23 protein-coding genes are annotated in these 21114 nt (G+C 68.8%); 12 read left to right on the top strand and 11 right to left on the bottom strand.

The window, feature by feature from the left end:
* Positions 1-82 precede the first annotated feature (82 nt).
* From E5CHR_RS29425 to E5CHR_RS29440, 4 genes are read left to right on the top strand one after another with little or no spacing between them, the layout of a single operon-like run.
* Positions 83-634: a VOC family protein gene (locus E5CHR_RS29425; RefSeq protein WP_162583294.1), complete on the top strand. Its 552-nt coding sequence runs from the start codon at positions 83-85 to the stop codon at positions 632-634.
* The gene (gene mhpA / locus E5CHR_RS29430) at positions 627-2123 is read left to right on the top strand and encodes a bifunctional 3-(3-hydroxy-phenyl)propionate/3-hydroxycinnamic acid hydroxylase MhpA (RefSeq protein WP_162583295.1); all 1497 of its coding nucleotides are present in this window, start codon (positions 627-629) and stop codon (positions 2121-2123) included. Before E5CHR_RS29425 ends, mhpA begins: the two co-directional genes overlap by 8 nt.
* Before the next feature lie 27 nt (positions 2124-2150).
* Entirely contained in the window at positions 2151-2906 is a 756-nt protein-coding gene (locus E5CHR_RS29435; protein ID WP_232062235.1) for an IclR family transcriptional regulator, read from the top strand.
* A gap of 58 nt (positions 2907-2964) precedes the next feature.
* The gene (locus tag E5CHR_RS29440; RefSeq protein ID WP_162583296.1) at positions 2965-3813 is read left to right on the top strand and encodes a fumarylacetoacetate hydrolase family protein; all 849 of its coding nucleotides are present in this window, start codon (positions 2965-2967) and stop codon (positions 3811-3813) included.
* 156 nt (positions 3814-3969) lie between these two features.
* On the opposite strand, the gene E5CHR_RS29445 is transcribed toward E5CHR_RS29440, so the two are convergent.
* Positions 3970-5016, bottom strand: a complete 1047-nt coding sequence (locus E5CHR_RS29445; RefSeq protein WP_162583297.1) for an aldo/keto reductase — start codon at positions 5014-5016, stop codon at positions 3970-3972.
* Positions 5017-5241: 225 nt separating this feature from the next.
* On the opposite strand from E5CHR_RS29445, the gene E5CHR_RS29450 reads away from it, so the two are divergent.
* Positions 5242-6021 carry an exodeoxyribonuclease III gene (locus tag E5CHR_RS29450; RefSeq protein ID WP_162583298.1) on the top strand — a complete coding sequence of 260 codons (780 nt, stop codon included), beginning with the start codon at positions 5242-5244 and terminating at the stop codon, positions 6019-6021.
* Positions 6022-6080: 59 nt separating this feature from the next.
* Here the strand turns inward: E5CHR_RS29450 and E5CHR_RS29455 are convergent, their stop codons facing one another.
* From E5CHR_RS29455 to E5CHR_RS29485, 7 genes are read right to left on the bottom strand one after another with little or no spacing between them, the layout of a single operon-like run.
* A complete protein-coding gene (locus E5CHR_RS29455; protein WP_162583299.1) occupies positions 6081-6446 on the bottom strand; it encodes a hypothetical protein in 366 nt (121 codons plus the stop codon).
* A gap of 12 nt (positions 6447-6458) precedes the next feature.
* Complete coding sequence (locus E5CHR_RS29460; RefSeq protein WP_162583966.1) at positions 6459-7055, bottom strand: cytochrome c oxidase subunit 3; 597 nt, start codon at positions 7053-7055, stop codon at positions 6459-6461.
* Between the two features lie 53 nt (positions 7056-7108).
* Positions 7109-9073 (bottom strand): cytochrome c oxidase subunit I, encoded by a 1965-nt coding sequence (gene ctaD, locus E5CHR_RS29465; protein ID WP_162583300.1) that lies wholly within the window; start codon positions 9071-9073, stop codon positions 7109-7111.
* Between the two features lie 6 nt (positions 9074-9079).
* Positions 9080-10048 carry a cytochrome c oxidase subunit II gene (coxB, locus tag E5CHR_RS29470; protein WP_162583301.1) on the bottom strand — a complete coding sequence of 323 codons (969 nt, stop codon included), beginning with the start codon at positions 10046-10048 and terminating at the stop codon, positions 9080-9082.
* On the bottom strand, positions 10045-10608 hold the full coding sequence (locus tag E5CHR_RS29475; RefSeq protein ID WP_162583302.1) for a c-type cytochrome: 564 nt from the start codon (positions 10606-10608) through the stop codon (positions 10045-10047). Before E5CHR_RS29475 ends, coxB begins: the two co-directional genes overlap by 4 nt.
* Positions 10605-11468, bottom strand: coding sequence for a substrate-binding domain-containing protein (locus E5CHR_RS29480; RefSeq protein ID WP_162583303.1), 864 nt, complete (start codon positions 11466-11468; stop codon positions 10605-10607). Before E5CHR_RS29480 ends, E5CHR_RS29475 begins: the two co-directional genes overlap by 4 nt.
* Positions 11446-13239, bottom strand: a complete 1794-nt coding sequence (locus E5CHR_RS29485; protein WP_162583304.1) for a methanol/ethanol family PQQ-dependent dehydrogenase — start codon at positions 13237-13239, stop codon at positions 11446-11448. The genes E5CHR_RS29480 and E5CHR_RS29485 overlap by 23 nt, the downstream gene beginning before the upstream one ends.
* A gap of 320 nt (positions 13240-13559) precedes the next feature.
* On the opposite strand from E5CHR_RS29485, the gene phnN reads away from it, so the two are divergent.
* The 5 genes from phnN (at position 13560) to E5CHR_RS29510 (ending at position 16848) form a co-directional block, all read left to right on the top strand.
* Positions 13560-14108 (top strand): phosphonate metabolism protein/1,5-bisphosphokinase (PRPP-forming) PhnN, encoded by a 549-nt coding sequence (phnN, locus tag E5CHR_RS29490; protein WP_162583305.1) that lies wholly within the window; start codon positions 13560-13562, stop codon positions 14106-14108.
* A gap of 217 nt (positions 14109-14325) precedes the next feature.
* Complete coding sequence (locus E5CHR_RS29495) at positions 14326-14859, top strand: hypothetical protein (protein ID WP_162583306.1); 534 nt, start codon at positions 14326-14328, stop codon at positions 14857-14859.
* Positions 14860-14886: 27 nt separating this feature from the next.
* On the top strand, positions 14887-15261 hold the full coding sequence (locus tag E5CHR_RS29500) for a hypothetical protein (RefSeq protein WP_162583307.1): 375 nt from the start codon (positions 14887-14889) through the stop codon (positions 15259-15261).
* A 197-nt stretch (positions 15262-15458) separates the two neighbouring features.
* On the top strand, positions 15459-15926 hold the full coding sequence (locus tag E5CHR_RS29505) for a YidB family protein (RefSeq protein ID WP_162583308.1): 468 nt from the start codon (positions 15459-15461) through the stop codon (positions 15924-15926).
* Positions 15927-15951: 25 nt separating this feature from the next.
* Complete coding sequence (locus tag E5CHR_RS29510) at positions 15952-16848, top strand: YihY/virulence factor BrkB family protein (RefSeq protein WP_162583309.1); 897 nt, start codon at positions 15952-15954, stop codon at positions 16846-16848.
* On the opposite strand, the gene E5CHR_RS29515 is transcribed toward E5CHR_RS29510, so the two are convergent.
* Entirely contained in the window at positions 16820-17788 is a 969-nt protein-coding gene (locus E5CHR_RS29515; RefSeq protein WP_162583310.1) for a Bug family tripartite tricarboxylate transporter substrate binding protein, read from the bottom strand. The two genes, E5CHR_RS29510 and E5CHR_RS29515, sit on opposite strands and share 29 nt — an antisense overlap.
* A gap of 59 nt (positions 17789-17847) precedes the next feature.
* Positions 17848-19230: an FAD-dependent oxidoreductase gene (locus E5CHR_RS29520; protein ID WP_162583311.1), complete on the bottom strand. Its 1383-nt coding sequence runs from the start codon at positions 19228-19230 to the stop codon at positions 17848-17850.
* 127 nt (positions 19231-19357) lie between these two features.
* Here E5CHR_RS29520 and E5CHR_RS29525 point away from each other — a divergent pair, with 127 nt between their 5' ends.
* Both E5CHR_RS29525 and E5CHR_RS29530 read left to right on the top strand, forming a co-directional pair.
* Positions 19358-20140, top strand: coding sequence for an IclR family transcriptional regulator (locus tag E5CHR_RS29525; RefSeq protein WP_162583312.1), 783 nt, complete (start codon positions 19358-19360; stop codon positions 20138-20140).
* A 115-nt stretch (positions 20141-20255) separates the two neighbouring features.
* Positions 20256-20840 (top strand): BPSL1445 family SYLF domain-containing lipoprotein, encoded by a 585-nt coding sequence (locus E5CHR_RS29530; RefSeq protein WP_162583313.1) that lies wholly within the window; start codon positions 20256-20258, stop codon positions 20838-20840.
* 19 nt (positions 20841-20859) lie between these two features.
* On the opposite strand, the gene E5CHR_RS29535 is transcribed toward E5CHR_RS29530, so the two are convergent.
* The gene (locus tag E5CHR_RS29535) at positions 20860-21102 is read right to left on the bottom strand and encodes a hypothetical protein (protein WP_162583314.1); all 243 of its coding nucleotides are present in this window, start codon (positions 21100-21102) and stop codon (positions 20860-20862) included.
* Positions 21103-21114: the final 12 nt, after the last annotated feature.

Genomic DNA, 21114 nt, shown 5'->3' on the forward strand with positions numbered 1-21114 from the left:
TCAAAATACGATAATCTGCTCGTTTTTATCCAAGATTTTGTTTAACACTACTGCTTGTTCTATCGACAGGAAAAATTGAGCCATGAGCGATCCCCTGGCCTTGCAGTTCAGCCATTTCGGCTTCTATGTGCGCGACCTGCCGCGCATGGCGCGCTTCTACAAGGAGGCGCTGCGCTTCACGCAGACCGATGCCGGCGACCTCGGCAAGGTGCAGCTCGTCTTCCTCAGCCGGGACCCGGCCGAGCACCACCAGATCGTGCTGGCGTCGGGCCGGCCGGAGACCTTGGCCTTCAATCCCATCAACCAGATCTCATTTCGGGTGCCCGACATCGCGACCCTGCGGCGCTTCCATGCACGCCTGGTCGAGCATGGCGCGCAGGACGTACAACCGGTCACGCACGGCAACGCGATCTCCATCTACTGCCACGATCCCGAGGGTAACCGGCTGGAGCTCTTCGTCGACACGCCCTGGTATTGCGAGCAGCCGTTGCGCGAGCCGATCGACTTCGAGCAGTCCGATGAACAGATCCTGGCGCGCGCCGAGGCCCTCGCAAAGCGGCTGCCGAAGTTCATGAGCCGCGCCGAATGGCAGGCCCAGGTGGCGCAGCGCATGGAGGAAGACCGGCGTGGCTGAAGCGGCCGTCTTCGACGTCGCCATCGTCGGCCTCGGTCCCACCGGCGCCACGCTGGCCAACCTGCTGGGCGGCGCCGGCCTGTCGGTGCTGGTGGTCGAGAAGGAAGCAGGGATCCATCCGCTGCCGCGGGCGATCCATTTCGACGGCGAGGTGATGCGCGTGTTCCAGGGCATCGGCCTGCGCGAGCAGGTGCTGGCCCTCTCGCGCTCGGGCACCCAGGGCATGCACTTCGTCAATGCCGCGGGCGAGACGCTGCTGATCCGCGGCGGCACTGCGGCGCTGGGGCCGCATGGCTGCGCCAACAACTATTACTTTCACCAGCCCGAGCTGGAGGCGCTGCTGCGCCGGGGGCTGGAGCGCTTCGACAACGTGACGACGCTGCTGCGGCACGAGCTCATCTCCATCGACGAGGACGACGAGGCCGCTACCCTGGCCGTGCGCCGCCTGGAGGACGGCGCCGCGCTGGACTTCAAGGCCCGCTATGTCGTCGGCGCGGACGGTGCCCGCTCGCCGGTGCGCGCGCACATGGGCAGCCCGATGCACGACCTCGGCCTGCGGCAGCCCTGGCTGGTGTTCGACGTGATGCTCCACAAGGACGTGGACCTGCCCGACCACACCATCCAGCACTGCGACCCGGCACGGCCCATGACCTACTGCAACGTGACCGGCGCGCGCCGGCGCTGGGAGATCATGGTGCTGCCCGATGACGACCGCGAGGCGCTGCTCGCGCCCGCGACGCTGTGGGGCCTGGTCCGCCGCTGGATCACGCCGGCCGATGCGACGCTCGAGCGCGCCGCCATATACACCTTCCACTCGGTCATTGCCGAGGGCTGGCGCCGCGGGCGCCTGCTGCTGGGCGGCGACGCCTGCCACCAGACACCGCCCTTCCTGGGCCAGGGCATGTGCGCCGGCATCCGCGATGCGGCCAACCTGGCTTGGAAGCTCGAGGCCGTGCTGCGCGGCCGCGCGCCGGAGGCCCTGCTCGACACCTACGAGAGCGAACGCGCTCCGCACGTGCGCTCGTTGATCGAACTCGCAGTGCGGCTGGGCAACATCATCCAGACCACCGACCCCCAAGCCGCGGCCGAGCGCGACGCGAAGTTCCGCGCCGGCGAGCCCCAGGTCTTCGAGTTGCCGCCCCAGGCCTTGGGCGCCGGCGCCTTCGACCTTCGCCAGGGCGCGCCGGCCGGCCGCCCGTTCCCGCAGCCGCGGCTGGCCGATGGCCGCCTGCTCGACGAGCTGCTGGGCCGGCGCATCGCCGTGATCGGGCGCAACGGTTCGATCGCGGGCGTCTCGCGCGCCAGCGCCGAGCGCTGGCAGCGCGCCGGTGCCCTCGTGATCGACCAGCCCGATCCCTGCCTCGCGCAGTGGCTGGACGCGCAAGGAGCCGACGCCGTGGTGCTGCGTCCCGACCGATATATCGTCGGGGTCGCGCGCACGCCCGGCGAGCTGGATGCCCTCACCCAACTGCTGCCGGTCGCGCCATGACTGCAAGACCGACCGCAAGGACCCCGCGTGAGCGAAGAAAAATCCAACTCCAGCCTCGAACGCATGCTCGGCGTGCTCGATCTCTTCGACGACCAGCGCCTCGCGCGCACGGCGGAGGACATCGCGGCCGCACTGGAGGTCTCGCTGCCCACCGGCTACCGCTACGTGCGCACGCTGCTGGAGGCCGGCCTGCTGCAGCGGGTCGAGAACTCGCACTACACGCTGGGGCCGCGAATCATCCTGCTGGACCACTACATCCGCCGTGCCGACCCGGTGCTGCGCGAAGGCATCCCGGTCATGCGCGAGCTGGTACAGCAGACCGGCTTCGATTGCGTGAGCTCCGGCCTCTTCGGCACGCAGGTGCTCGACACCCACCGCGAGATGGGCAGCATGCCCGCCACCCTGGCCTATGGCCGAGGCCGCCCCCGGCCGCTGTTCCAGGGCGCTGCCCCCAAGGTCCTGCTCGCCTGCTTCACGCCGACGCAGTTGCGCAAGGTCTTCGAGGCCCGTCGCGAAGAGGCGGTGCGCTGCGGACTGCCGGGCGAGTGGAGCGACTTCCGCAAGTACTACGCAGCGATCCGGCGCGCCGGGCACTACCTGTCGATGGGCGAGCTCGAGCCGCAGCTCGCCGCGGTAGCCGCGCCGATCCTCAAGGGCGACGGCAGCGCCTGGGGCGCGCTGTCGCTGGTGCTGGAGACCTCGCGCCTGTCGATCGTCGACACGCGCAAGCTGGTCCATCTCGTGAGCGAAGGCGCCGGGCGCATCTCGGCCCGACTGGCCTGAACGCTTCCTTCCTTTTGTTGTTGTTCTTCTTTCCATCGACTCCGGAAACCACTTCACCATGAAACTCATCAGCTACCGCTACCAGGACCAGGACAGCTACGGCGCCGTGCAGGGCGAGCGCGTCATCGACCTGCGCGCCGTGTTCGGCACGCGTGCGGCCGACCTCAAGGCACTGATCGCGGCCGAGCTGCTGGCCGAGGCGGCGCAGGCCGTGAGCGAGGCCAAGGCATCGCTTTTGCTGGCCGACGTGCAAAGGCTGCCCGTGATCCCCAACCCCGGCAAGATCGTCTGCGTCGGCCTCAACTACGGCGAGCACGTGCGCGAGACGGGCCGCACCATCACCGAGCAGCCCACGCTCTTCCTGCGCGTGGCCGAGTCGCAACTGGCGCACGGCGAGGACATCGTGCTGCCGCCCGAATCGAGCAAGCTGGACTACGAGGGCGAGATTGCGATCGTCATCGGCCGCGGCGGCCGCCGGATTCCCGAGGCCGAGGCCTGGCAGCATATCGCCGGCTATGCCTGCTACAACGACGCGACCCTGCGCGACTGGCAGAGCGCCACGCCGCAATGGACCGCCGGCAAGAACTTCTTCCGCACCGGCGGCTTCGGTCCGTGGCTGGTCACGCGCGACGAGATCGCCGACGACCAGGTGATGACGCTGGTCACGCGCCTCAATGGCCAGGAGATGCAGCGCACCACCACCGACAAGCTGATCCACAGCATGCCGCGCCAGATCGCGCACATCTCGGCCTTCACCCCGCTCGCGCCGGGCGACGTCATCGTGACCGGCACCCCCGGCGGCGTCGGCGCCAAGCGTACGCCGCCGGTGTGGATGAAGGCGGGGGATGTGGTGGAGGTGGAAGTCGACGCGGTCGGCGTGCTGCGCAACGGCGTGCGGGCGGAGTAGGCCGATCAGCGATGCCGGCAGCCACGCACACGTATTACGCGTGCGCGGTCTGGTCCTGGCCGCGCGGCCAGGGTCTGCATCCCCCGTTTACCGGCAAACGGTAAACGCCGCCCCCGCCCCTTGACTGCACTTTCCCGCCATGGCGGCGCTCCGCGCTCACGCCGCCATCTGCTGCCGCCTCGCCCCACCCTGCCGCTCCAGCATCCACCCCGGATATTCCGCGGGCAGCGCGCTCACCTTGTCCAGCCGGGCCAGCTCCTCACCGCTCAGCTTCACCGCTGTCGCCGCGAGGTTGTCGTCCAGCTGGTCCACGCGCTTGGCGCCGATGATCACGCTGGTGACCACCGGCTGGTGCAGCAGCCAGGCCAGCGCGACCTGTGCGACCGAGACCTTCTTCGCCTCGGCAATGGCCCGCATCGCGTCGATGGTGTCCCAGGCGCGGTCGAGCTGCACCGGGGGAAAGTCGAAGGTGGTGCGGCGGCTGCCCTGTTCGGCCTGGCCGGCCTGGCTGGTGCGGCCATATTTGCCGCTGAGCAGCCCGCCCGCCAGCGGGCTCCAGACCATCAAGCCGACCTGCTCGCTCTGCAGCATCGGCACCAGCTCGCGCTCCAGGTCGCGGCCGGCGATGGTGTAGTAGGCCTGCAGCGACTCGAAGCGCGCGAGCCCCAGGCGCTCGGAGATGCCCTGCGCCTTCGCGATCTGCCAGGCCGCCCAGTTCGACACACCCACGTAGCGCACCAGGCCCTGCTGCACCAGCGCATCGAGGGCACGCAGGGTCTCCTCGATCGGCGTGGCCGGGTCGAAGCCGTGCACCTGGTACAGGTCGACGTGGTCCAGCTGCAGCCGCTTCAGGCTGGCCTGCACGCTCTCGAGGATGTGATAGCGCGAGAGGCCGCGCGAATTGGGCCCCTTGGTGCCCGTCTCACCCAACACCTTGGTCGCCACCACTACGTTCTCGCGCGGGACCTTCAGGTTCCTGAGCGCCTGGCCGGTCATGATCTCCGAGCGGCCGTCCGCATACACGTTGGCGGTGTCGATGAAGTTGATGCCCGCATCGAGGGCCCGGCCGACGAGCGCATCCACGTCGCCCTGCTGCAGGTTGCCGATCTGGCCCCATATCCCGCTTTCGCCACCGAAGGTCATGGTGCCGAGGCACAGTTCCGAAACGAACAGGCCGGTGCGGCCGAATTTCTTGAATCGCATTGAGAGGCTCCTTCTGCTGAGGCGCGACAGTATCCGCCTGCCGCGGCTTGCGCTGCATGCCGGATCGTGGCGCGAACTTGCCCGATCCTGCAAAGACGCCGAGATCACAGGCCCAACGGTGCGCGCTTCCGGAATTCATCGGCGCAATGCATCGCCGCGCCTACGTGCTTCGTGCAGGAAGCACCGCCATGATCGCGGCACGACTCGTCCTCGGTTGCACTTGCCATGAAGATCGCCACTTTCAACGTCAATGGGATCAAGAGCCGCCTGCCGCGGCTGCTGGAATGGCTGGAAGAATCCAGGCCGGACGTGGCCTGCCTGCAGGAACTGAAATGCCCCGACGAGAGCTTCCCGGCCAACGAGCTGCGCGAGGCCGGCTACGGTGCCGTCTTCCATGGCCAGCGCTCGTGGAACGGGGTCGCGATCCTGGCGCGCGGCAAGGACCCGATCGAGACCGGACGCGGCCTCGAAGGCAACTCCGACGACGACCAGAGCCGCTACATCGAAGCCGTGGTCGACGGCGTCGTCATCGGCTGCCTCTATCTGCCCAACGGCAATCCCTGGCCCGGACCCAAGTTCGACTACAAGCTGGAGTGGTTCGAGCGGCTCTGCGCCCACGCGCGCAGGCTCTTCGGCTGCGGCCTCCCCGTGGTGCTGGCGGGTGACTTCAACGTCGTGCCCACCGATGCCGACATCTACAACCCTGCATCGTGGCAAAAGGATGCATTGCTGCAGCCGGAAAGCCGCGCCGCGTTCGCCCGCCTGCTCGGCCAGGGCTGGACCGATGCGATCCGCGCGCTGCATCCGCACGAGGCGGTCTACACGTATTGGGACTACTGGCGCAATCACTGGCCTCGCAATGCCGGCCTGCGCATCGATCACCTGCTGCTCAACGAGGAAAGCGCGCCGCTGCTCACGGCTGCCGATGTGGACCGGGAGGTGCGCGGCCGTCCCGGCGCCAGCGACCACGCGCCGGCGTGGGTCGAACTCGCGTTTGCCAGCTAGGCGGCCTGCGCAGGAAATCCCGCCCGCGATGGCGGCGCGCATGCTTCAGCGCAGCACGCTCACTGCAGGCACGGTGACAGCACCCACGCGGCAAACCACTGTGTTGCGGCCACCAGGGTGAACAGCAGGCCGACGCCCGCCGCCGCCGCGGCCAGGAACCCCTGGCGTACCGCAGGAGCCGCGGCATCGCTGTCGACCGTCGCTTCCGCCTGCTGCTCGCTCCGCAGGCGACGCCACTCGTGGCCGGCCAGCAGGGTGGCGGCCACGCAGGCGAGCAGCGCCGCGACGTTCACGGCATGCAGCAGCCAGCCGGTCTGCGCCGCGCACGATTGCGGCACCGCCGCGTAGGCCAGGGTCTGGCACAGCAGCACGACGCTGGGAATCAGCAGCAGCGCGGCCCAGACCTTGAATGCGCGCAGGTTCATGGCAAATGCTCCTCAATGCAGGCGCGGCACGCCATAGATGACGGCATAGATCGGCAGCCAGGACAACACGACGAAGTACCAGTACAGCGCGTTCTCGCTCACGTCGGAGAAGCGCTGCCCTTCCATCGGGCCGGTGTGGAGAAGCACGTCCAGCACCGCCGTGTCGTAGGTGTCGGTCAGCAGGTGGACCGTGTGCAGCCCGAGCAGCACCCAGACGATGGAGCCGTAGGCATTGCTGTCCCAACGGACGTGCAGGGCGGCAAACTCGAAGCCGCGAATCACCAGGAAAGCCAGCGCGAACAGCAGGCATGCGAGCAGCCAGCGGCGCGCGCCCACCTGGTCGCAGGCTTCGGCTGCACGCTTGGCCATGTGGTTCGGCCACATGCTGACGACGAGGATGAGCGTGTTGATCGAACCCCACATCAGCATCGGGGGCGGCGCCGAGATGGGCCAGTCGTCGGACTGGCTGCGCAGGTACAGATACGCGCCGATCGCCAGTGCGAACAGGGTGCCTTCGATCGCGATCAGGCCGAAGGTGCCCCACCACATCAGGCTGCGGTGGCCGAAGGCGAAGCTCGGCAGTGCGGAGACATCGAGTTCGCGTCCCATCGATCGAGCACCTTCGGCTGCGCTGCTGTTCGCCTTCGGAGCGGCCGAGTCATTCATGGGCTGCGCTCCAGGCTCAGATGCACCGCCGTTTCCGAGCGGCGGGGCCAGAACCACGCGGTGAGCGCAATGGCGATCGGGATGCTGCCCCACACCACCGCCCAGGGCGTGAAGATCGAGCCGACGAAAAGCACCGTCACGGCCATGGCGCTGACCAGCGGCCAGATGGTCGGATCCGGAAAATTGACGCGCAGGTCCGGCCGCGCGTCGAGCACGGTTGTGGCCAGCAGTTCGCGGGTATCGGCCGCGAGTCCGCTCACATGGGTGAAGGCTGGTTGTCTGCCGTCGACGCCGGCGCCCGGGGCCACCCAGAGCGGCTCACGCCCATGCACCACGGGAATCGCGTGGAAGTTGCAAGGCGGCGGTGGCGACGCGGTCGCCCATTCGAGCGTACCGGCGCCCCATGGATTGTCGCCCGCGATAGCTCCGCGGCGCAGGCTGAGCAGGGCGTTCACGATGAAGAGCAGCACCGACAGCGCGATGACGCACGCGCCCACCGTCGCGACCAGGTTCAGGTCGTCCCAGCCCAGCCCCGCCTGGTACGTGTAGACGCGGCGTGGCATGCCCTTGAGCCCGAGCAGGTGCATCGGAAAGAAGGCGACGTTGAAGCCGACGAAGAAGAGCCAGAAGTTCCAGCGCCCCAGCCGCTCGCTCATGAGCCGGCCCGTGAACTTGGGATACCAGTAGTAGAAGGCGCCGAAGAGCGGGAACACCGCGCCGCCGATCAGCACGTAGTGCAGGTGCGCCACCACGAAGTAGGTGTCGTGCACCTGCAGGTCCAGAGGCACGGAGGCGAGCATGATGCCCGTCATGCCGCCGAGGACCAGGATGAAGAAGAAGCCGAGTACGAACAGCAGCGGCGTCTTGAAGTCGAGCCGGCCGCTCCACAGCGTGGCGATCCAGGAGAAGATCTGCACCGCCGACGGGATCGCGATCACCATGCTGGCCGCGGTGAAGAAGCTCTTGCCGAGCTCCGGCAGGTTGGCCGCGAACATGTGGTGCACCCAAAGGCCGAAAGCCAGGAAGGCAGTGGCCACCAGCGCCAGCACCATCGCCGTGTAGCCGTAGATCGGCCGCCGCGCAAAGGTCGGGATGATGGCCGAGAGAAAGCCCAGTCCCGGCAGGAAGATCAGGTAGACCTCGGGATGGCCGAAGAACCAGAACAGGTGCTGCCAGAGCACGACGTCGCCGCCCTCGGCCGGGTTGTAAAAGTGCGTGCCGACCAGGCGGTCCAGGATCAGCATGGTGCTGGAGAGCATCACCGAAGGCATGGCGAACAGCACCATGAAGGCGGTCACCAGCATGGCCCAGACGAACAGCGGAATGCGGTTCAGCGTCATGCCCGGCGCGCGCAGCTTGAACACGGTGGTGATGATGACGATGGCTTCGAGCAGTGCCGACAGCTCGGTGAAGGTGATCATCTGGGCCCAGAAGTCGGCGCGCTTGCCGGGGGAATAGTCGGGCCCGGCGAGCGGCACGTACGCAAACCAGCCCACGTCCGGCCCGGCGTTGAGGAGGAACGCCGTGTAGAGCATCAGCCCGCCGAACAGGAAGATCCAGTAGGCGAAGGCGTTCAGCCGCGGAAACGCGACGCTGCGCGTGCCGACCATGAGCGGCACGAGGTAGACAGCGACGGCCTGCATCACCGGCACGGCGAACAGGAACATCATGGTCGAGCCGTGCATCGTGAACAGCTGGTTGTAGAGGTCCGGCCCGACCAGGTGCGCATCCGGGCGCGCGAGCTGCAGGCGCATGACGAACGCGAGGAGGCCGCCGGCCACGAAGAAGCCGAAGGTCGTCACCATGAAGCGGCGCGCGACCGACTTGTGGTTGACCGCGGCGAGCCAGCCCAGGAGGCCGGGCGGGTCGCGCCAGGTGTCGTCCAGCGCAGCGGCTTCGCGCGACGCAGGGCCGGCGCCGTCCTTCAGGCGCGAAGCGGGAGCTTGTGCGGGCGGGTTCATGGTGTGTCAGCGCAGGGTCTGCAGGTAGCTCACCAGCGCGTCCATGTCTTCGCGGGACAACGCCGTGGCGGGCATGTTGGTGCCGGGCTTGATCTGCTGCGGATCGGAAATCCATCGCTTCAGGTCTTGCGGCGTGTTGGCGAGCGCACCCGCAGCCAGCGTGCCGCGGCCGGCGACGTGAGTGAGGTTCGGCCCGCGCGTCGCCTGCGCGCTGGTGCCGTCGATGGCATGGCACATCGCGCAGCTCGAATTCATGAACAGGCTGCGGCCGCGCAGCGCTTCGCCGGCAGGCGGATCGCCGGCCGTCCGGCGCTGCGCGTCGGCCCATGCCGCGTAGCGCTCCGGCGGATCGGCCACCACGAAGAAGGCCATCAGCGCATGCTGGAAGCCGCAGAACTCCGCGCATTGGCCGCGATAGACGCCGTCGCGGTCGGCACGGAACTGCAGGGTGCTGGTGCGGCCCGGGATCAGGTCCTTCTTGCCCGAGAGGCTCGGCACCCAGAAGCTGTGGATCACGTCGTCGGCCTTGAGCGTGACGATCACCGGCCGGCCGGTGGGCACGTGGATCTCGTTGGCCGTGATGAAGCTGTCGGCGACCTGCGGCTCGACGTAGCGCACTTCCCACCACCATTGATGGGCCGTGACTTCGAGCCGCAACGCGTCTTCGGTGGACAGCCGCGCCAGCGCGCGGTCGGTAAAGAAGCTGGCGCCGACAAGACCCAGCAGCAGCAGCGTCGACACCGTGACGGCAGCGACCACCGTGCGCCGCTTGCCGGCTTCGGGCCTTTCCAGCGACGACACGTCCGGCGGGCTCTGGGGGCTGGAGCGCGGCGCACGCCAGAGGGCGAACACCAGCGCGGCGAGGATGGCGGCGAACACCAGCGTGCAGACCACCAGCGTCAGCTCCCACAGCGTGCGCACGTGCGCGGCCTGGGGACCGAAGGGGGCAAGCACGTCGTGCACGGCGTTCATCACTTCGCTCCCGGCTTCGGTTGCTCGCGGTCGCGGCCCGCCTCGGGTTCGTTGGCCTGCAGGCTGTCGGCGCGGCCGGGCTCCACGTCCTTCTTCAGCTGGCCGCTCATCGAGCGCACGTAGGCGGTTAGCTGCCAGATCTGGTCTTCGCTCAGGTGCCCGCCGAAGGAGGGCATGCCGTTCGGCCGGCCCTGGACGATGGTGCTGAAGATCTGCGCCGGCTCGCTGCCGTAGCGCCACTGGTCGTCGGTGAGCGCGGGGCCGATGCCCCCGCCGCCCTGCGCATGGCAGCCGTTGCAGTTGTACCAGCGATACAGGCGCTTGCCCTGGGCGACGGCGAAGGCATTCTCCACGTAGCCCTCGCCGTTGCCGGCTGGCAGGCGCACTGCGTCGCCGCGCTCCTGGGCAGGCTGCAGGGGGCTGGTCCGCGGCGCCTCGGCACGCGGGCTCGCCTGGTTGTCGGGCGGCGTTTCGAGCCGGCGCATCTCGCGTTCGCAGCCGCCGAGGGCGAGCGCCGCCAGAAGCGCCACCATCGCGGGACCGGCGATCGGCCGCACGTTCATGGCCGCTCCAGGCCCGGGAAGGGCAGGCGCGGCACCGCATAGGCATCCAGGATGCGGTCGATGTCCGCAGCACGCCGCAGAAGGAAGTCATCGAGCCGCGCCTTCATCGCACGGTCGCCTTTTCGCACGCCCATCGCGATCGAGAACGCGAAGGGCAGGTCCACATCGGACGGGGGCTCCGCCGGCGTGAGTTCCAGCGCCGGCACGGCGCGGGCCGCGAAGTAGCCCGCCTGTGGGCCCCAGACCAGCGCAGCATCGAGCTCGCCTCGCGCCACCGCGTCCACCATGCGCCAGGCCGGCGGCCCGTCGCCATAAAGCGTGAAGCCGACCACGTTGCGCACCGCGCCGTGGCGCGCGAGCGCATAGCCGGGCGGCGTCGCAGCCAGGTCGTTGCCGACCAGCTGCACGCCGACGCGCAATGCCGGCAGGCGATCGTCGTCGAAGGAGCGCAGCGCACGGGCACTGCGCGCCGGGCTCGCGCGCTGCACGAACACGTAGCTCGACCGGTAGTAGGGCCGCGTGGTCAGCACGCGCTCGTCGTCGACCGGCACGCCGATGATCACGTCGCACGCACGGGCGCCCAGCGTCTTGCGCACGAAGCCCCGGCGGTCCGGCAGCCATTCGTACTGCAGCGGCCATTGCAGGTCGTCGGCCAGCAAGCGGGCGATGCGGTTCTCGAAACCGCTCTGGTCCTCGCGGGAGTAAGGCAGGTTGTCCGGCTCGGCACAGACGCGCAACGCGGCCTGGGCCGCCTCCTGCGCATTTGCGGGCGAGCCGCCGCTGAAGCCCACCAGCAGGGCCAGCACCACGGCGCCGGCGCGCGCGAAGCCTGCGACGTCAATCCGGCAGCTTGAAGACATACAGCTTCCCGCCCTTGCGCGTGGCAGCGGCCAGATCCTTCATAGCGTTGGCGAACCCCAGCGCCGCCGTGCCGTCGCGTGCATCGAGGCCGCCCGAGACCACCGCCCCGGCCCAGCCGCCGACGCCCGACAACACGGCCACGTACTGCTTGCCGTCGGGACCGCGGTAGGAAACCGGCTGGCCGATGATTCCCGAGTCGGTCTTGTACTGCCACAGCACCGCGCCGCTCTTCGCATCAACGGCCTTGAACCAGCCTTCCATCGTGCCGAAGAAGACCAGGTCGCCGGCGGTCGCCAACGCGCCGCTCCAGACCGGGAATGGCTCCTGCTTCTGCCAGACCACTTTGCCGGCGATCGGGTCCCAGGCCGTGAACATGCCGCGATGGCCGCCAGGTCCCGGGTACATCTTCACGTCGGCCCCGACGTAGGGCGTTCCCGCGATGTAGCTGACCTGGGAGGTCTGGCTGTCCTGGCAGAGATTCTGGTGCGGGATGTAGAGCAGCCGCGTGCGCGGCGAGTACGCAGAGGGCTGCCAGTCCTTGCCGCCCGGCGAGGTCGGGCAGATCTCGCGCACCGTCTTGCCGACCTTCGGCTCCTTGGAGGGCTCGTAGAGCAGTCGGCCCGTCTTCAGGTCCACACCGGACGAAGTCGTGACCTTGACGAAGGCATTGGCCGAGAGCACCTCGCCGCTCGTGCGGTCGATCACGTAGACGTGGCCGTTCCGGTCAGGGTGGACCAGCACCTTGCGCGGCTTGCCGCCGATCTCCGCGTCGATCAGGATGTTCTCGTTGACGCCGTCGTAGTCGTGCAGGTCGTGGGGGCTGAACTGGTAGAACCACACCGCCTCACCGGTGTCGAGGCGCCGCGCGAAGACTCCGCTGGTCCAGCGGTTGTCGCCGGGGCGCTGCTCCGGATTCCATGGGCCCGGATTGCCGGTGCCGTAGTAGACGAGGTCGAGCTCAGGGTCGTACGAAATCCAGCCCCACGCATTGCCGCCGCCGATCTTCCAGGCCTCGGGCGGCCAGGAGCTCACGCCGAGGTCCTTGCCGCGGTCCTGCGGATAGAAGGGCTTGAACTGCGCACCGATCAGCACGTCGCGATCGGGCCCGGTGCTCCACGCGCGCCAGGCCGTCTTGCCGGTCGCCGCATCGAGCGCGGTGAGCCAGCCCCGCACGCCGAACTCGCCCCCGCTGTTGCCGACCAGCACCTTGTTCTTCACCACCAGCGGCGCCATCGTCATCGTCTCGCCGAGCCGGATGTCGCCCAGCTTTGCGCGCCACAGCTCGGCGCCGCTCGCCGCATCGACGGCGATGGTCTGGTTGTCGAGCGTGTTGAAGAACACCCGGCCGTCGGCGTATGCGGCGCCACGGTTGACCACGTCGCAGCACGCGACACCCTGCGCGCCTGCCTCGGGCTTGGGCTCGAACTTCCACTTGAGCGGCGCACCGGGCTTGGTGAGGTCGAGCGCGAAGAGGACGTTGGGATAGGGCCCCACGATGTACATCGTGCCGCCGACCACCAGTGGCGCCGCTTCGTGGCCGCGCATGGCGCCCGTCTCGAACGTGAAGGCCGGCTGCAGCCTGGCGACGTTGGCCCCCGTGATCTGGTCCAGCGAACTGAAGCGCATGCTGGCAAGGTCGCCGGCAGGCAGGGTCCACTGGCCGTCCTGCGAAAGCGCGAGCGCGCCCGGCAGCAGGCTGCTCAGCAGGAGCAGCAGCAGGCGGGTCCAACGGGCGCTTCGCTTCTTTGCGTGTTGTTCGTCGCTTCGCATCAACCGTGACTCCGAAAACCGGGGAGCATCAACAAGGTAGCAAGCCGAGACGCCGCGCCTGTAGGCGGCTTGGCGATTTGCGTATCCGGCTGATACCTTCATCTTTCATCCTCATCCCGGCAACCGGCGTGCCTGCATTGTCAGGAGGCAGGAACATCCAAGCGGCACGCTGACAGCTTGTTTGGAGAAAATGAAACCTCGCGCAGGCTTGCGCGCGACCCTTCTCACATCTGCATGTCAGCCACGACGACGTCTTCTCCTCCACCGGCATTCGCGCGGCGCGCCGCGCGCCCGTCGCGGGGCCACTTCCGCGCCGCCGCATGAAAGGCCAGCTCGTCTACGTCATGGGCCCGTCTGGCGCCGGCAAGGACAGCCTGATCGCCTGGCTCAAGGACCATCTGCCGCCGCACCTGCCCCTGCACCTGGCGCGCCGCACCATCACGCGGCCGGTCCGCGACGGCGACGAGCAGCACCACAGCGTGAGCGAGCAGGCCTTCGGGTTGCTGCACCAGGCGCAGGCCTTTGCGCTGGACTGGCAGGCCAACGGGCTGCGCTACGGCGTACTGCACGACGAGCTCGCGCCGCTGCATCGCGGCGACTGGGTGCTCGTCAACGGATCGCGCGCCTACCTGCCGCAGGCTGCCGCGAGGTTTCCGCAACTGACGGCGGTGCACGTCACGGCCAGCCTCGACGTGCTGCGGCAGCGCCTGCTGGCACGGGGGCGCGAGGCGCCCGAGAGAGTCGAGGCCCGCGTGCAGCGCGCGCTGGCGTTCCTGCCGCCGCCCTACGCCATCGAGGTTCGCAACGATGGCCCCATCGCCGAGGCCGGCGCGCAGTTGCTGCAGGCCCTGGAGCGGCTGCGTCGCTAGAGGCACGGCGCTTTGCCGGGGAGCCGATGCTCAGCAGCGCAGCGCGCTCTGACGCCGCGCTCCAGGTAGGCCATTGGTGATATGGAGAGCGCCGTGTTTTGGGCGTACAACCTCCCGCGCCCAAGGGGCCTGAGCGTCTACCGGTGGGTATGTTCAGTTTTTCGGTGATCGGCTTTGGCCCTGGTATCACCGCCCGTGGCGGGGCAAAGGAATGACCATGGACAAGCCTCTCGGCAAGGCCGTGCTCTGCGCCGGCGCAGCAGTGGCAGCGCTGGTGACGATAAGTTCTGCATGGGCCCACGAACCGGGCCGGATGACTGGCGGCGGCAGCTTTTTCTGCCCCTACTACGGTGGGTTCCAAAGAGTGACCCACGGATTCGAGTTGCACTGCGGAACGGGAGGCGCATTCGAAGGTGCCGACCCGGCCGAGCCCAACAACCTCGAGATCAACTTCTCCGGGGGCGACAACTTCCACCTGACCACTTTGACGAAAGGCCTGTGCAGCGACGACGCGGCCATCGACCAGAAACCTCCGGTCGCGCCCTTCGACACCTTCGTGGGCGAAGGCACCGGGACCTTCAATGGCCAGCCCGCGACGATCTCGTTCACCTTCGTCGATGCGGGCGAGCCGGGCACGGCGGACACTGCCAGCGTCGTCATCACCTCCGGGTCGACCGTGCTCAGTTGCGAGGCTTCCCCGTTGACCTTCGGCAATCACCAGGCGCACAGGCTGACGGGCAGCAATCAGTAACGGGCCGCGCCTCCCAGGAGCTCCATCGTGGCCAGTGGGACGAGCATGCATCGAGCGCGCCGGACATCGGCAGCGCTGTGCCTGGCAGCGCTTGCGCTGGCCCCGGCCGGAGCTTTGCTGGCGGCGGACACCGGCAAGACGCCCTTCATCGAGCTTGGCACGGGCCAGCAGCCCGGCCGTGTCGATGCCGAAGGCGCCGCGCCGGACACCGCCAGCCTGGGCGGCGCGCTCTACAACCCGTTCAGTCCGACCTTCGAGACGGCTGCGTCGACAGCCCGCGTCGCTTCGCAGGCGCCGCAGCAAAGAGGCGGCGGACGCCCCGGACTGGTCACGACGGCCGTCGCGGCGCTCATCGCCGCGGGCTGCCTGGGTGTTCTCGTCCGCTTGCTGGTGGCGGGCTAGTGGCCGCCGGACGGTGTAGCAGCACTGCGCACGGGCCAGGCCCGTGTTTTACCTCTCGCGTTCGAGGCGTTGTCCTATAGGGCTGCAGCGCCCGTCGCACGACGCTGCTTGCACTTGATCAAGGAGCGCACCATGAATCAATCCACGGCATTCATCCACCTGGTGCGACGCGGTCGCACCCACTGAGAAAGATCGACATGGGACTCCTGACCCAAATCCTCGGCGGCCTGGCCGGCAATGCACTCGGTGGCCGCGACCCCCGGCGCGGCGGCGGCATGAGCCCGGTGCTGATGGCGCTCCTGCCCGTCGTGCTCGGCATGCTGAACCAGCGACGCCAGCAGGGCGGCGGCGCAGGCCATGGCGGCATGGGCGGCCTGGGTGACCTGCTCAGCCAGCTCACGCACAAGGGCTACGGCCGGCAGGCCGACTCCTGGGTGGGCACCGGCGCAAACGAAGCGCTGCCGCCGAACGCCATCGACGAAGTGCTGGGCCAGGACCAGCTTCACCAGATCGCGCAGCAGGCCGGCATCGGCGACGACGAGGCACGCAGTGGGCTGTCCGAACTGCTCCCCGAAGTGGTCGACCATTTCACGCCCGAAGGCAGCCTGCCCGCGGGCGAGCAGCTCTCGGCGAGCGTGGACGACTATCTGCGGCGGCTCTCCTGAGGGCTGGCCGCGGCGGAGGCGAGTCGTGAGCCTCCTGAGCGATGCCTGGGCACGCGCGCGGCAGGCCGCGATGGCTGCGCCCGGCCTGGGTGTCATCCTGCAGGCGGTGCGCAACTACGTCGTTCACCAGAGCGCCAACCAGGCGGGCAGCATGGCGTTCTCGTGGGTGCTGGCGATGTTCCCGCTGCTGATCCTGGTGTCGGCCGCCGCGGCCTTCGTCGGGCAGCCGGGCGAGGCGGCGGCCTTGGCCCAGCGCGTCATGGGCTATGCGCCAGCGATGGTGCGCGGCGCGGTGGAACCGGTGATCGACCAGGTGCTGGCCCAACGCAACCAGACCATGCTCACCATCGGCGTGCTGGCGACGCTGTGGACGGCGTCGTCGGGCATGCAGTCGGTCCGCACGGCGCTGAACCGCTCGTACGGCATCGAACGCGGCCTCTCGTTCTGGAAAGCGCGCCTGAAGGTCACGGTGTTCACCTGCATCGTGGGGCTCGGCGTCCTGCTTGCCTTCAGCTCGGTGATCGTGATGCCGTACGTGTGGAAGGCCATAGAGGCCAGCGGCGGGGGCGGCCGGGACGCCCTGTGGATGCACCTCAGCGTGCGCTACGGCCTGGCCTACTTGACGCTGGCGGCGCTGTACGCGCTCCTGTACGGCTGGCTGCCCGACATTCCCCAGCGGCTGTACACCGTGCTGCCCGGCGCCCTCGTGGGCGCCGCGTTGTGGGTGACGGCTGCCGCCACGCTGTCCTACACGCTGCGCACCGCCGGAAAACTGGCGCTGCTGTACGGCAGCTTCGCGGGCGTGGTCGCGACGCTGGTGTTCATGTACATCAGCGCCAGCACGTTGATCTTCGGTGCCGAAATCAACGGCGTGCTGCGCGAGAAGGCCGGGGTCAATCGAGCTGGATCTTCGCCTTCTTGATCACATCGCCCCACAGCGCCGAATCGGACTCGATCATCTTCTGGAACACCGCCGGACTGCCGCCGATGGGCTGCGCGCCGAGCGCTGCCAGGCGCGTCTTGAAGTCGGATTCCTGCATCACCTCGTTGAGGCTGGCGTTGAGCTTCTGCACGATGGCATCGGGCGTGCCGCTGCGCGCCACGATGCCGAACCACGAGTAGAGCTCGAAGCCCTTCACGCCCTGCTCGTCGAGCGTCGGCACGTCGGGGAACTGCGGCGAGCGCTCCAGGCTGGTCACGCCCAGCGAGCGCAGCTTGCCTGATTTCAGCATCGACTGGGCGGAGAACTCGATGTCGAAGTACACCGGCACCTCGCCGGCCAGCACCGCCGTGAGCGCGGGCGCCGAGCCGCGGTACGGAATGGGCGTCATCGAAACGCCGACCACCTGCTTGAAGCGCTCGGCGCCCAGGTGCGGCATGGTGCCCGCGCCGGAGGAGGCGTAGTTCATCGCCTCGCCCTTCTCCTTGGCCATCCGGATCAGGTCCTGGATGCCCTTGCCCTTGAAGCCGGGCGCCACCACCACCTGGTGCGGGCTCTTGAAGACCCCCGCGACGGCGCGGAACTCGCGCAGCGGATCGAAGGACATGTTGGGGTACAGCCACTTGCCGGTGGACACCACGTTGCTCGCCATCAGCAGGGTGTGGCCGTCGGCCGGCTGTTGCAGCACGGCCTCGCTCCCCACGATGGCGCCGGCGCCCGGCTTGTTCTCGACCACGACCGGCTGGCCGAGCTTCTGGCCGAGCCCGGTGGCGATGGCGCGCGCGGTGGTGTCGGACGGGCCGCCCGCCGGAAAAGGCACCACCAGCCGGATCGGCTTGGAGGGAAAGCCCTGCGCCAGGCCCGCGCACGGCAAGGCCAGCGCGGCGGCGGTGATCAGGAGAGAGCGTCGCAAAGTGAACATGAGGGGTCCTGCAAATCCTAGGGTTCGTGTGAAGGCGTTCGTGGCGGGCACCGGCCGCATCAGGCGGGCAGCGCCTCGATCGGCGCCTCGCGTTCGGCCAGCTGCACCGCGGCGTCGCTGGACACCAGCGCGTTCTGCTCGACCAGCACGCGGCGGACCTCGCCGGCCGCCGGCTCCGTGCCCGCAGGCGCGGCGGCGGCGAGCGCCGCGTATACCCCGGCCGCATGGCCGAGGCACATGGCCGTACCCATGTGCCGCGCCCCGCCGTTGGCCTCGCGCGTGGCCGAGATGGCGCGCCCGGTCACCACCAGGCCGGCGATCTCTTGCGGCAGCAGGCACGCCAGCGGAATCTCGAAAGGCGCCGGTGGCATCCACAGCGCGATGCCGGTGCCGCCCGCCTCGTGCAGGTCCATCGGGCCCGCGCCCAGCGCCACTGCATCGGCAAAGCGGACACCGCCGACGATGTCGCTCTCCGTCAGCGTGTGGCGCCCGACGATGCGACGCGTTTCCCGCACGCCCACGCGCTCGGCGATGCCGGCCAGCACCGAGGCTTCGAAGCCGGGCACGCGCTCGCGCAGGAAGTCGACGACCGACTTGACCTGCTGGCGCCCGTTCTGCTCGGCGCGCGTGAGGTCGCCTGCATCCAGCGCGTCGATGCCGGGGATGCGGCTCATCAGGCAGATCGCGTCCTTCTCGCCGGGCGTGCTGCAGAAGGACAGGCTCTCCCAGAACAGCCGCCCCTGCTGCACGCCCTCGACCGCCAGCGCGCGCTTGTCCTCGCGCGGCATGGCGCGGAAGGCCTTCACGTCGACGTTGGACATGCGGAACACCAGCGTGCAGGGCTGGCGGTGGTGCCGCAGCTCGGGCTCGGCGCCCGCGAAGGGCACGCCGGACGCCGCTGCGATGGCGGCATCGCCGCTGGCATCGACCACCATCGCCGCGCGCAGCGCACTGCGCCCGGAGGCGTTCTCGATCACCACGCCCTCGACCCGGCGTTCGCCGAGCAGCGGCCGCACGACCTGCGAATGCAGGTAGACGTCGACCCCCGCTTCTTGCGTGATCTCGTCCGCCGCGATCTTCAGCACTTCGGGATTGAAGGGAAAGTTGGTGATGGTCACCGGGCTGCTGCTCGCCTCGGCCAGCGTGTAGCGCCGAAAGCCCGTGCTGCCCCCGAGTGCACGCACGCGATCGGTGAGCTCGAAGCCGATGCCGCCGACCACGCGCACGGGCCCGTTGAAGAAGCCGATCCACTGCGCGACCATGCCCGCCGTGCCGGTACCGCCCAGGCAGCCCGAGCGCTCGACGACGGCCGTGCGTGCGCCGCTGCGTGCCGCAGCCACCGCCGCGACGAGCCCCGAAGCCCCGCCGCCCACGACGACGACGTCGTAGCGCGAGAGAACGGGCGTGGAAAGACTTTCATTGATGAATTCGTTGCCTGGCATGAGGTCTCCGGAGTGGTGCAGCGCGGCGCCCATGAGGGGCGCGCAGCTGAATGCAGAAAGTTTCCGTATAGAAACTGTTTCCATTATAGTTGCCGTCGAGAATTCCCCCGTCAAAGCCCCTTTCGCCATGCAGACCACCGCCCCCGTCAAGTCCGCCGAGCGCACGCTCGACCTGCTCGAATTCATCGGCCGCAACGGCAATGCCGCGTCGCAGTCGGACATCGTCGTGGGCCTCGGCGTGCCCAAGGGCAGCCTGAGCAAGCTGCTGGCGACCCTGCGCGAGCGCGAGTACGTGGCCTTCGATGCAGAGGACAAGGTCTATCGGCTCGGCCCCGCCGTCCATGCGCTGGTCGCGCAAGCCCAGGCCGGGGCCGACGTGGCCACGCTCGCGCTGCCGGTGCTGCAGTGGGCGACCGAGATTACCGGCGAGGCCTCGTCGTACACCGCCCTGCGCAACGACGAGATGGAGCGCATGTGCGGCGTCGACAGCGAGCAGCCGCTGAGCTACCGTATGAACAATCACAAGCGCTTTCCGCTGTATTCGTCCTCGGGCGGCAAGGCGGTGCTGGCCGAGATGCCGAAGGCGTTGCGCGACGCCTACCTGGCCCGCGCAAAGCTGCAGAAGCTGACGCCCGCGACCGTCGGCTCGGTTGCCGCGCTGCGCGCCCAGCTCGCCACCATCGCCGCGGAGGGCGTCGCCGTGTCGCGCAACGAGCACACGCAAGGCGTGGTCGCGCTCGCGGTCGCGATCCGCCGCGCCGAGGGCGAGGCGCCGGTGGGCGCCATCACGATCGTGGTGCCCGACGCCCGTTTCAACGACAAGCTCGAGGCGCTGTGCAGGAAGACGCTGAAGACGGCGCGCGCGCGCATCGAGAAGGCCATGCAGATGGCCGGCGTCCAGGAGGGATGAATAGCACGCCGGCCGGCCGTGGAGCGCGGCCCGCATCGTCCTACAGCAACGCGCGCAACGGGCTTGCACCTTCCGCCCCCGGCTGTCGCAAGCTGGGGTTCGGAAAGGAACGGCCATGAACACCAGCAAGCTCCGAACCCTTTGCACCGTGGCGGCGTTCTCCGCCTGCAGCGCGGCCTTCGTCGGCTGCACCACCACGCGGCCCGACGACCACCCCACCACCTCGGCGTCGCGCACGTCGATCGATGCGCAGGTCGACGCCACGCTCTCCAAGCTCTACGACGCCGTGCCCGATTCGCGCGAGCTGATTGCCAGGTCGCGCGGCGTGCTGGTGTTCCCGTCGGTGGTCGGCGCCAGCCTGGGCGTCGGCGCCGAATACGGCCGTGGCGCGCTGCGCGTGGGCAACCGCACGCAGGCCTACTACAGCACCACCGCGGGTTCGGTCGGTCTCCAGGCCGGTGCGCATTCGAGGGCGGTGATCTATGTCTTCACCACCCAGGAGGCGTTGGACAGGTTCCGCAACAGCAAGGGCTGGACGGTCGGGGCCGATGCCTCCGTCGCCGCGGCGACCATCGGCGCGAACGGCAGGATCGACACCAACACGATGCGCCAGCCCGTCGTCGGCTTCGTGCTGACCAACCTGGGCCTGGAGGCGGGTGTATCGATCCAGGGCGCGCGGATCGCCGAGGTCCGGCTCTAGCCCCGCTCGCCCTGACTCGCTAGTCGGCGTCCGCGTCGTCGGGCGATGTTTCTACCGGGCCTTCGAGCTCGTCGTCGACATAGGCCATCAGCGCCTCGTTGCCGGCGTCGTAGGCTTCGCGCCAGTTGTCGAAGGTGTCGTCTCCCGTCTCCAGGTCGAGCCAGACGGCCGGGTCGTCCGTGCTCTCCATGAGGATCCAGATGAAGTTGCCCGGACTCGGCCGGTCGACGAAGACGGCAAGGCGGCGGTATTGGTCGGTCATGCGAACAGGGTA

It is taken from the genome of Variovorax sp. PBS-H4 (assembly GCF_901827205.1).
Taxonomy (GTDB): domain Bacteria; phylum Pseudomonadota; class Gammaproteobacteria; order Burkholderiales; family Burkholderiaceae_C; genus Variovorax.

Excerpts from the sequence above, each read along its gene's own strand:
- E5CHR_RS29425 (WP_162583294.1), top strand. The coding sequence starts at position 83 with ATGAGCGATCCCCTGGCCTTGCAGTTCAGCCATTTCGGCTTCTATGTG.
- E5CHR_RS29440 (WP_162583296.1), top strand. The coding sequence starts at position 2,965 with ATGAAACTCATCAGCTACCGCTACCAGGACCAGGACAGCTACGGCGCC.
- E5CHR_RS29445 (WP_162583297.1), bottom strand. The coding sequence starts at position 5,016 with ATGCGATTCAAGAAATTCGGCCGCACCGGCCTGTTCGTTTCGGAACTG.
- E5CHR_RS29450 (WP_162583298.1), top strand. The coding sequence starts at position 5,242 with ATGAAGATCGCCACTTTCAACGTCAATGGGATCAAGAGCCGCCTGCCG.
- E5CHR_RS29455 (WP_162583299.1), bottom strand. The coding sequence starts at position 6,446 with ATGAACCTGCGCGCATTCAAGGTCTGGGCCGCGCTGCTGCTGATTCCC.
- E5CHR_RS29460 (WP_162583966.1), bottom strand. The coding sequence starts at position 7,055 with ATGGGACGCGAACTCGATGTCTCCGCACTGCCGAGCTTCGCCTTCGGC.
- ctaD (WP_162583300.1), bottom strand. The coding sequence starts at position 9,073 with ATGAACCCGCCCGCACAAGCTCCCGCTTCGCGCCTGAAGGACGGCGCC.
- E5CHR_RS29475 (WP_162583302.1), bottom strand. The coding sequence starts at position 10,608 with ATGAACGTGCGGCCGATCGCCGGTCCCGCGATGGTGGCGCTTCTGGCG.
- E5CHR_RS29480 (WP_162583303.1), bottom strand. The coding sequence starts at position 11,468 with ATGTCTTCAAGCTGCCGGATTGACGTCGCAGGCTTCGCGCGCGCCGGC.
- E5CHR_RS29485 (WP_162583304.1), bottom strand. The coding sequence starts at position 13,239 with ATGCGAAGCGACGAACAACACGCAAAGAAGCGAAGCGCCCGTTGGACC.
- phnN (WP_162583305.1), top strand. The coding sequence starts at position 13,560 with ATGAAAGGCCAGCTCGTCTACGTCATGGGCCCGTCTGGCGCCGGCAAG.
- E5CHR_RS29495 (WP_162583306.1), top strand. The coding sequence starts at position 14,326 with ATGGACAAGCCTCTCGGCAAGGCCGTGCTCTGCGCCGGCGCAGCAGTG.
- E5CHR_RS29505 (WP_162583308.1), top strand. The coding sequence starts at position 15,459 with ATGGGACTCCTGACCCAAATCCTCGGCGGCCTGGCCGGCAATGCACTC.
- E5CHR_RS29515 (WP_162583310.1), bottom strand. The coding sequence starts at position 17,788 with ATGTTCACTTTGCGACGCTCTCTCCTGATCACCGCCGCCGCGCTGGCC.
- E5CHR_RS29520 (WP_162583311.1), bottom strand. The coding sequence starts at position 19,230 with ATGCCAGGCAACGAATTCATCAATGAAAGTCTTTCCACGCCCGTTCTC.
- E5CHR_RS29525 (WP_162583312.1), top strand. The coding sequence starts at position 19,358 with ATGCAGACCACCGCCCCCGTCAAGTCCGCCGAGCGCACGCTCGACCTG.
- E5CHR_RS29530 (WP_162583313.1), top strand. The coding sequence starts at position 20,256 with ATGAACACCAGCAAGCTCCGAACCCTTTGCACCGTGGCGGCGTTCTCC.
- E5CHR_RS29535 (WP_162583314.1), bottom strand. The coding sequence starts at position 21,102 with ATGACCGACCAATACCGCCGCCTTGCCGTCTTCGTCGACCGGCCGAGT.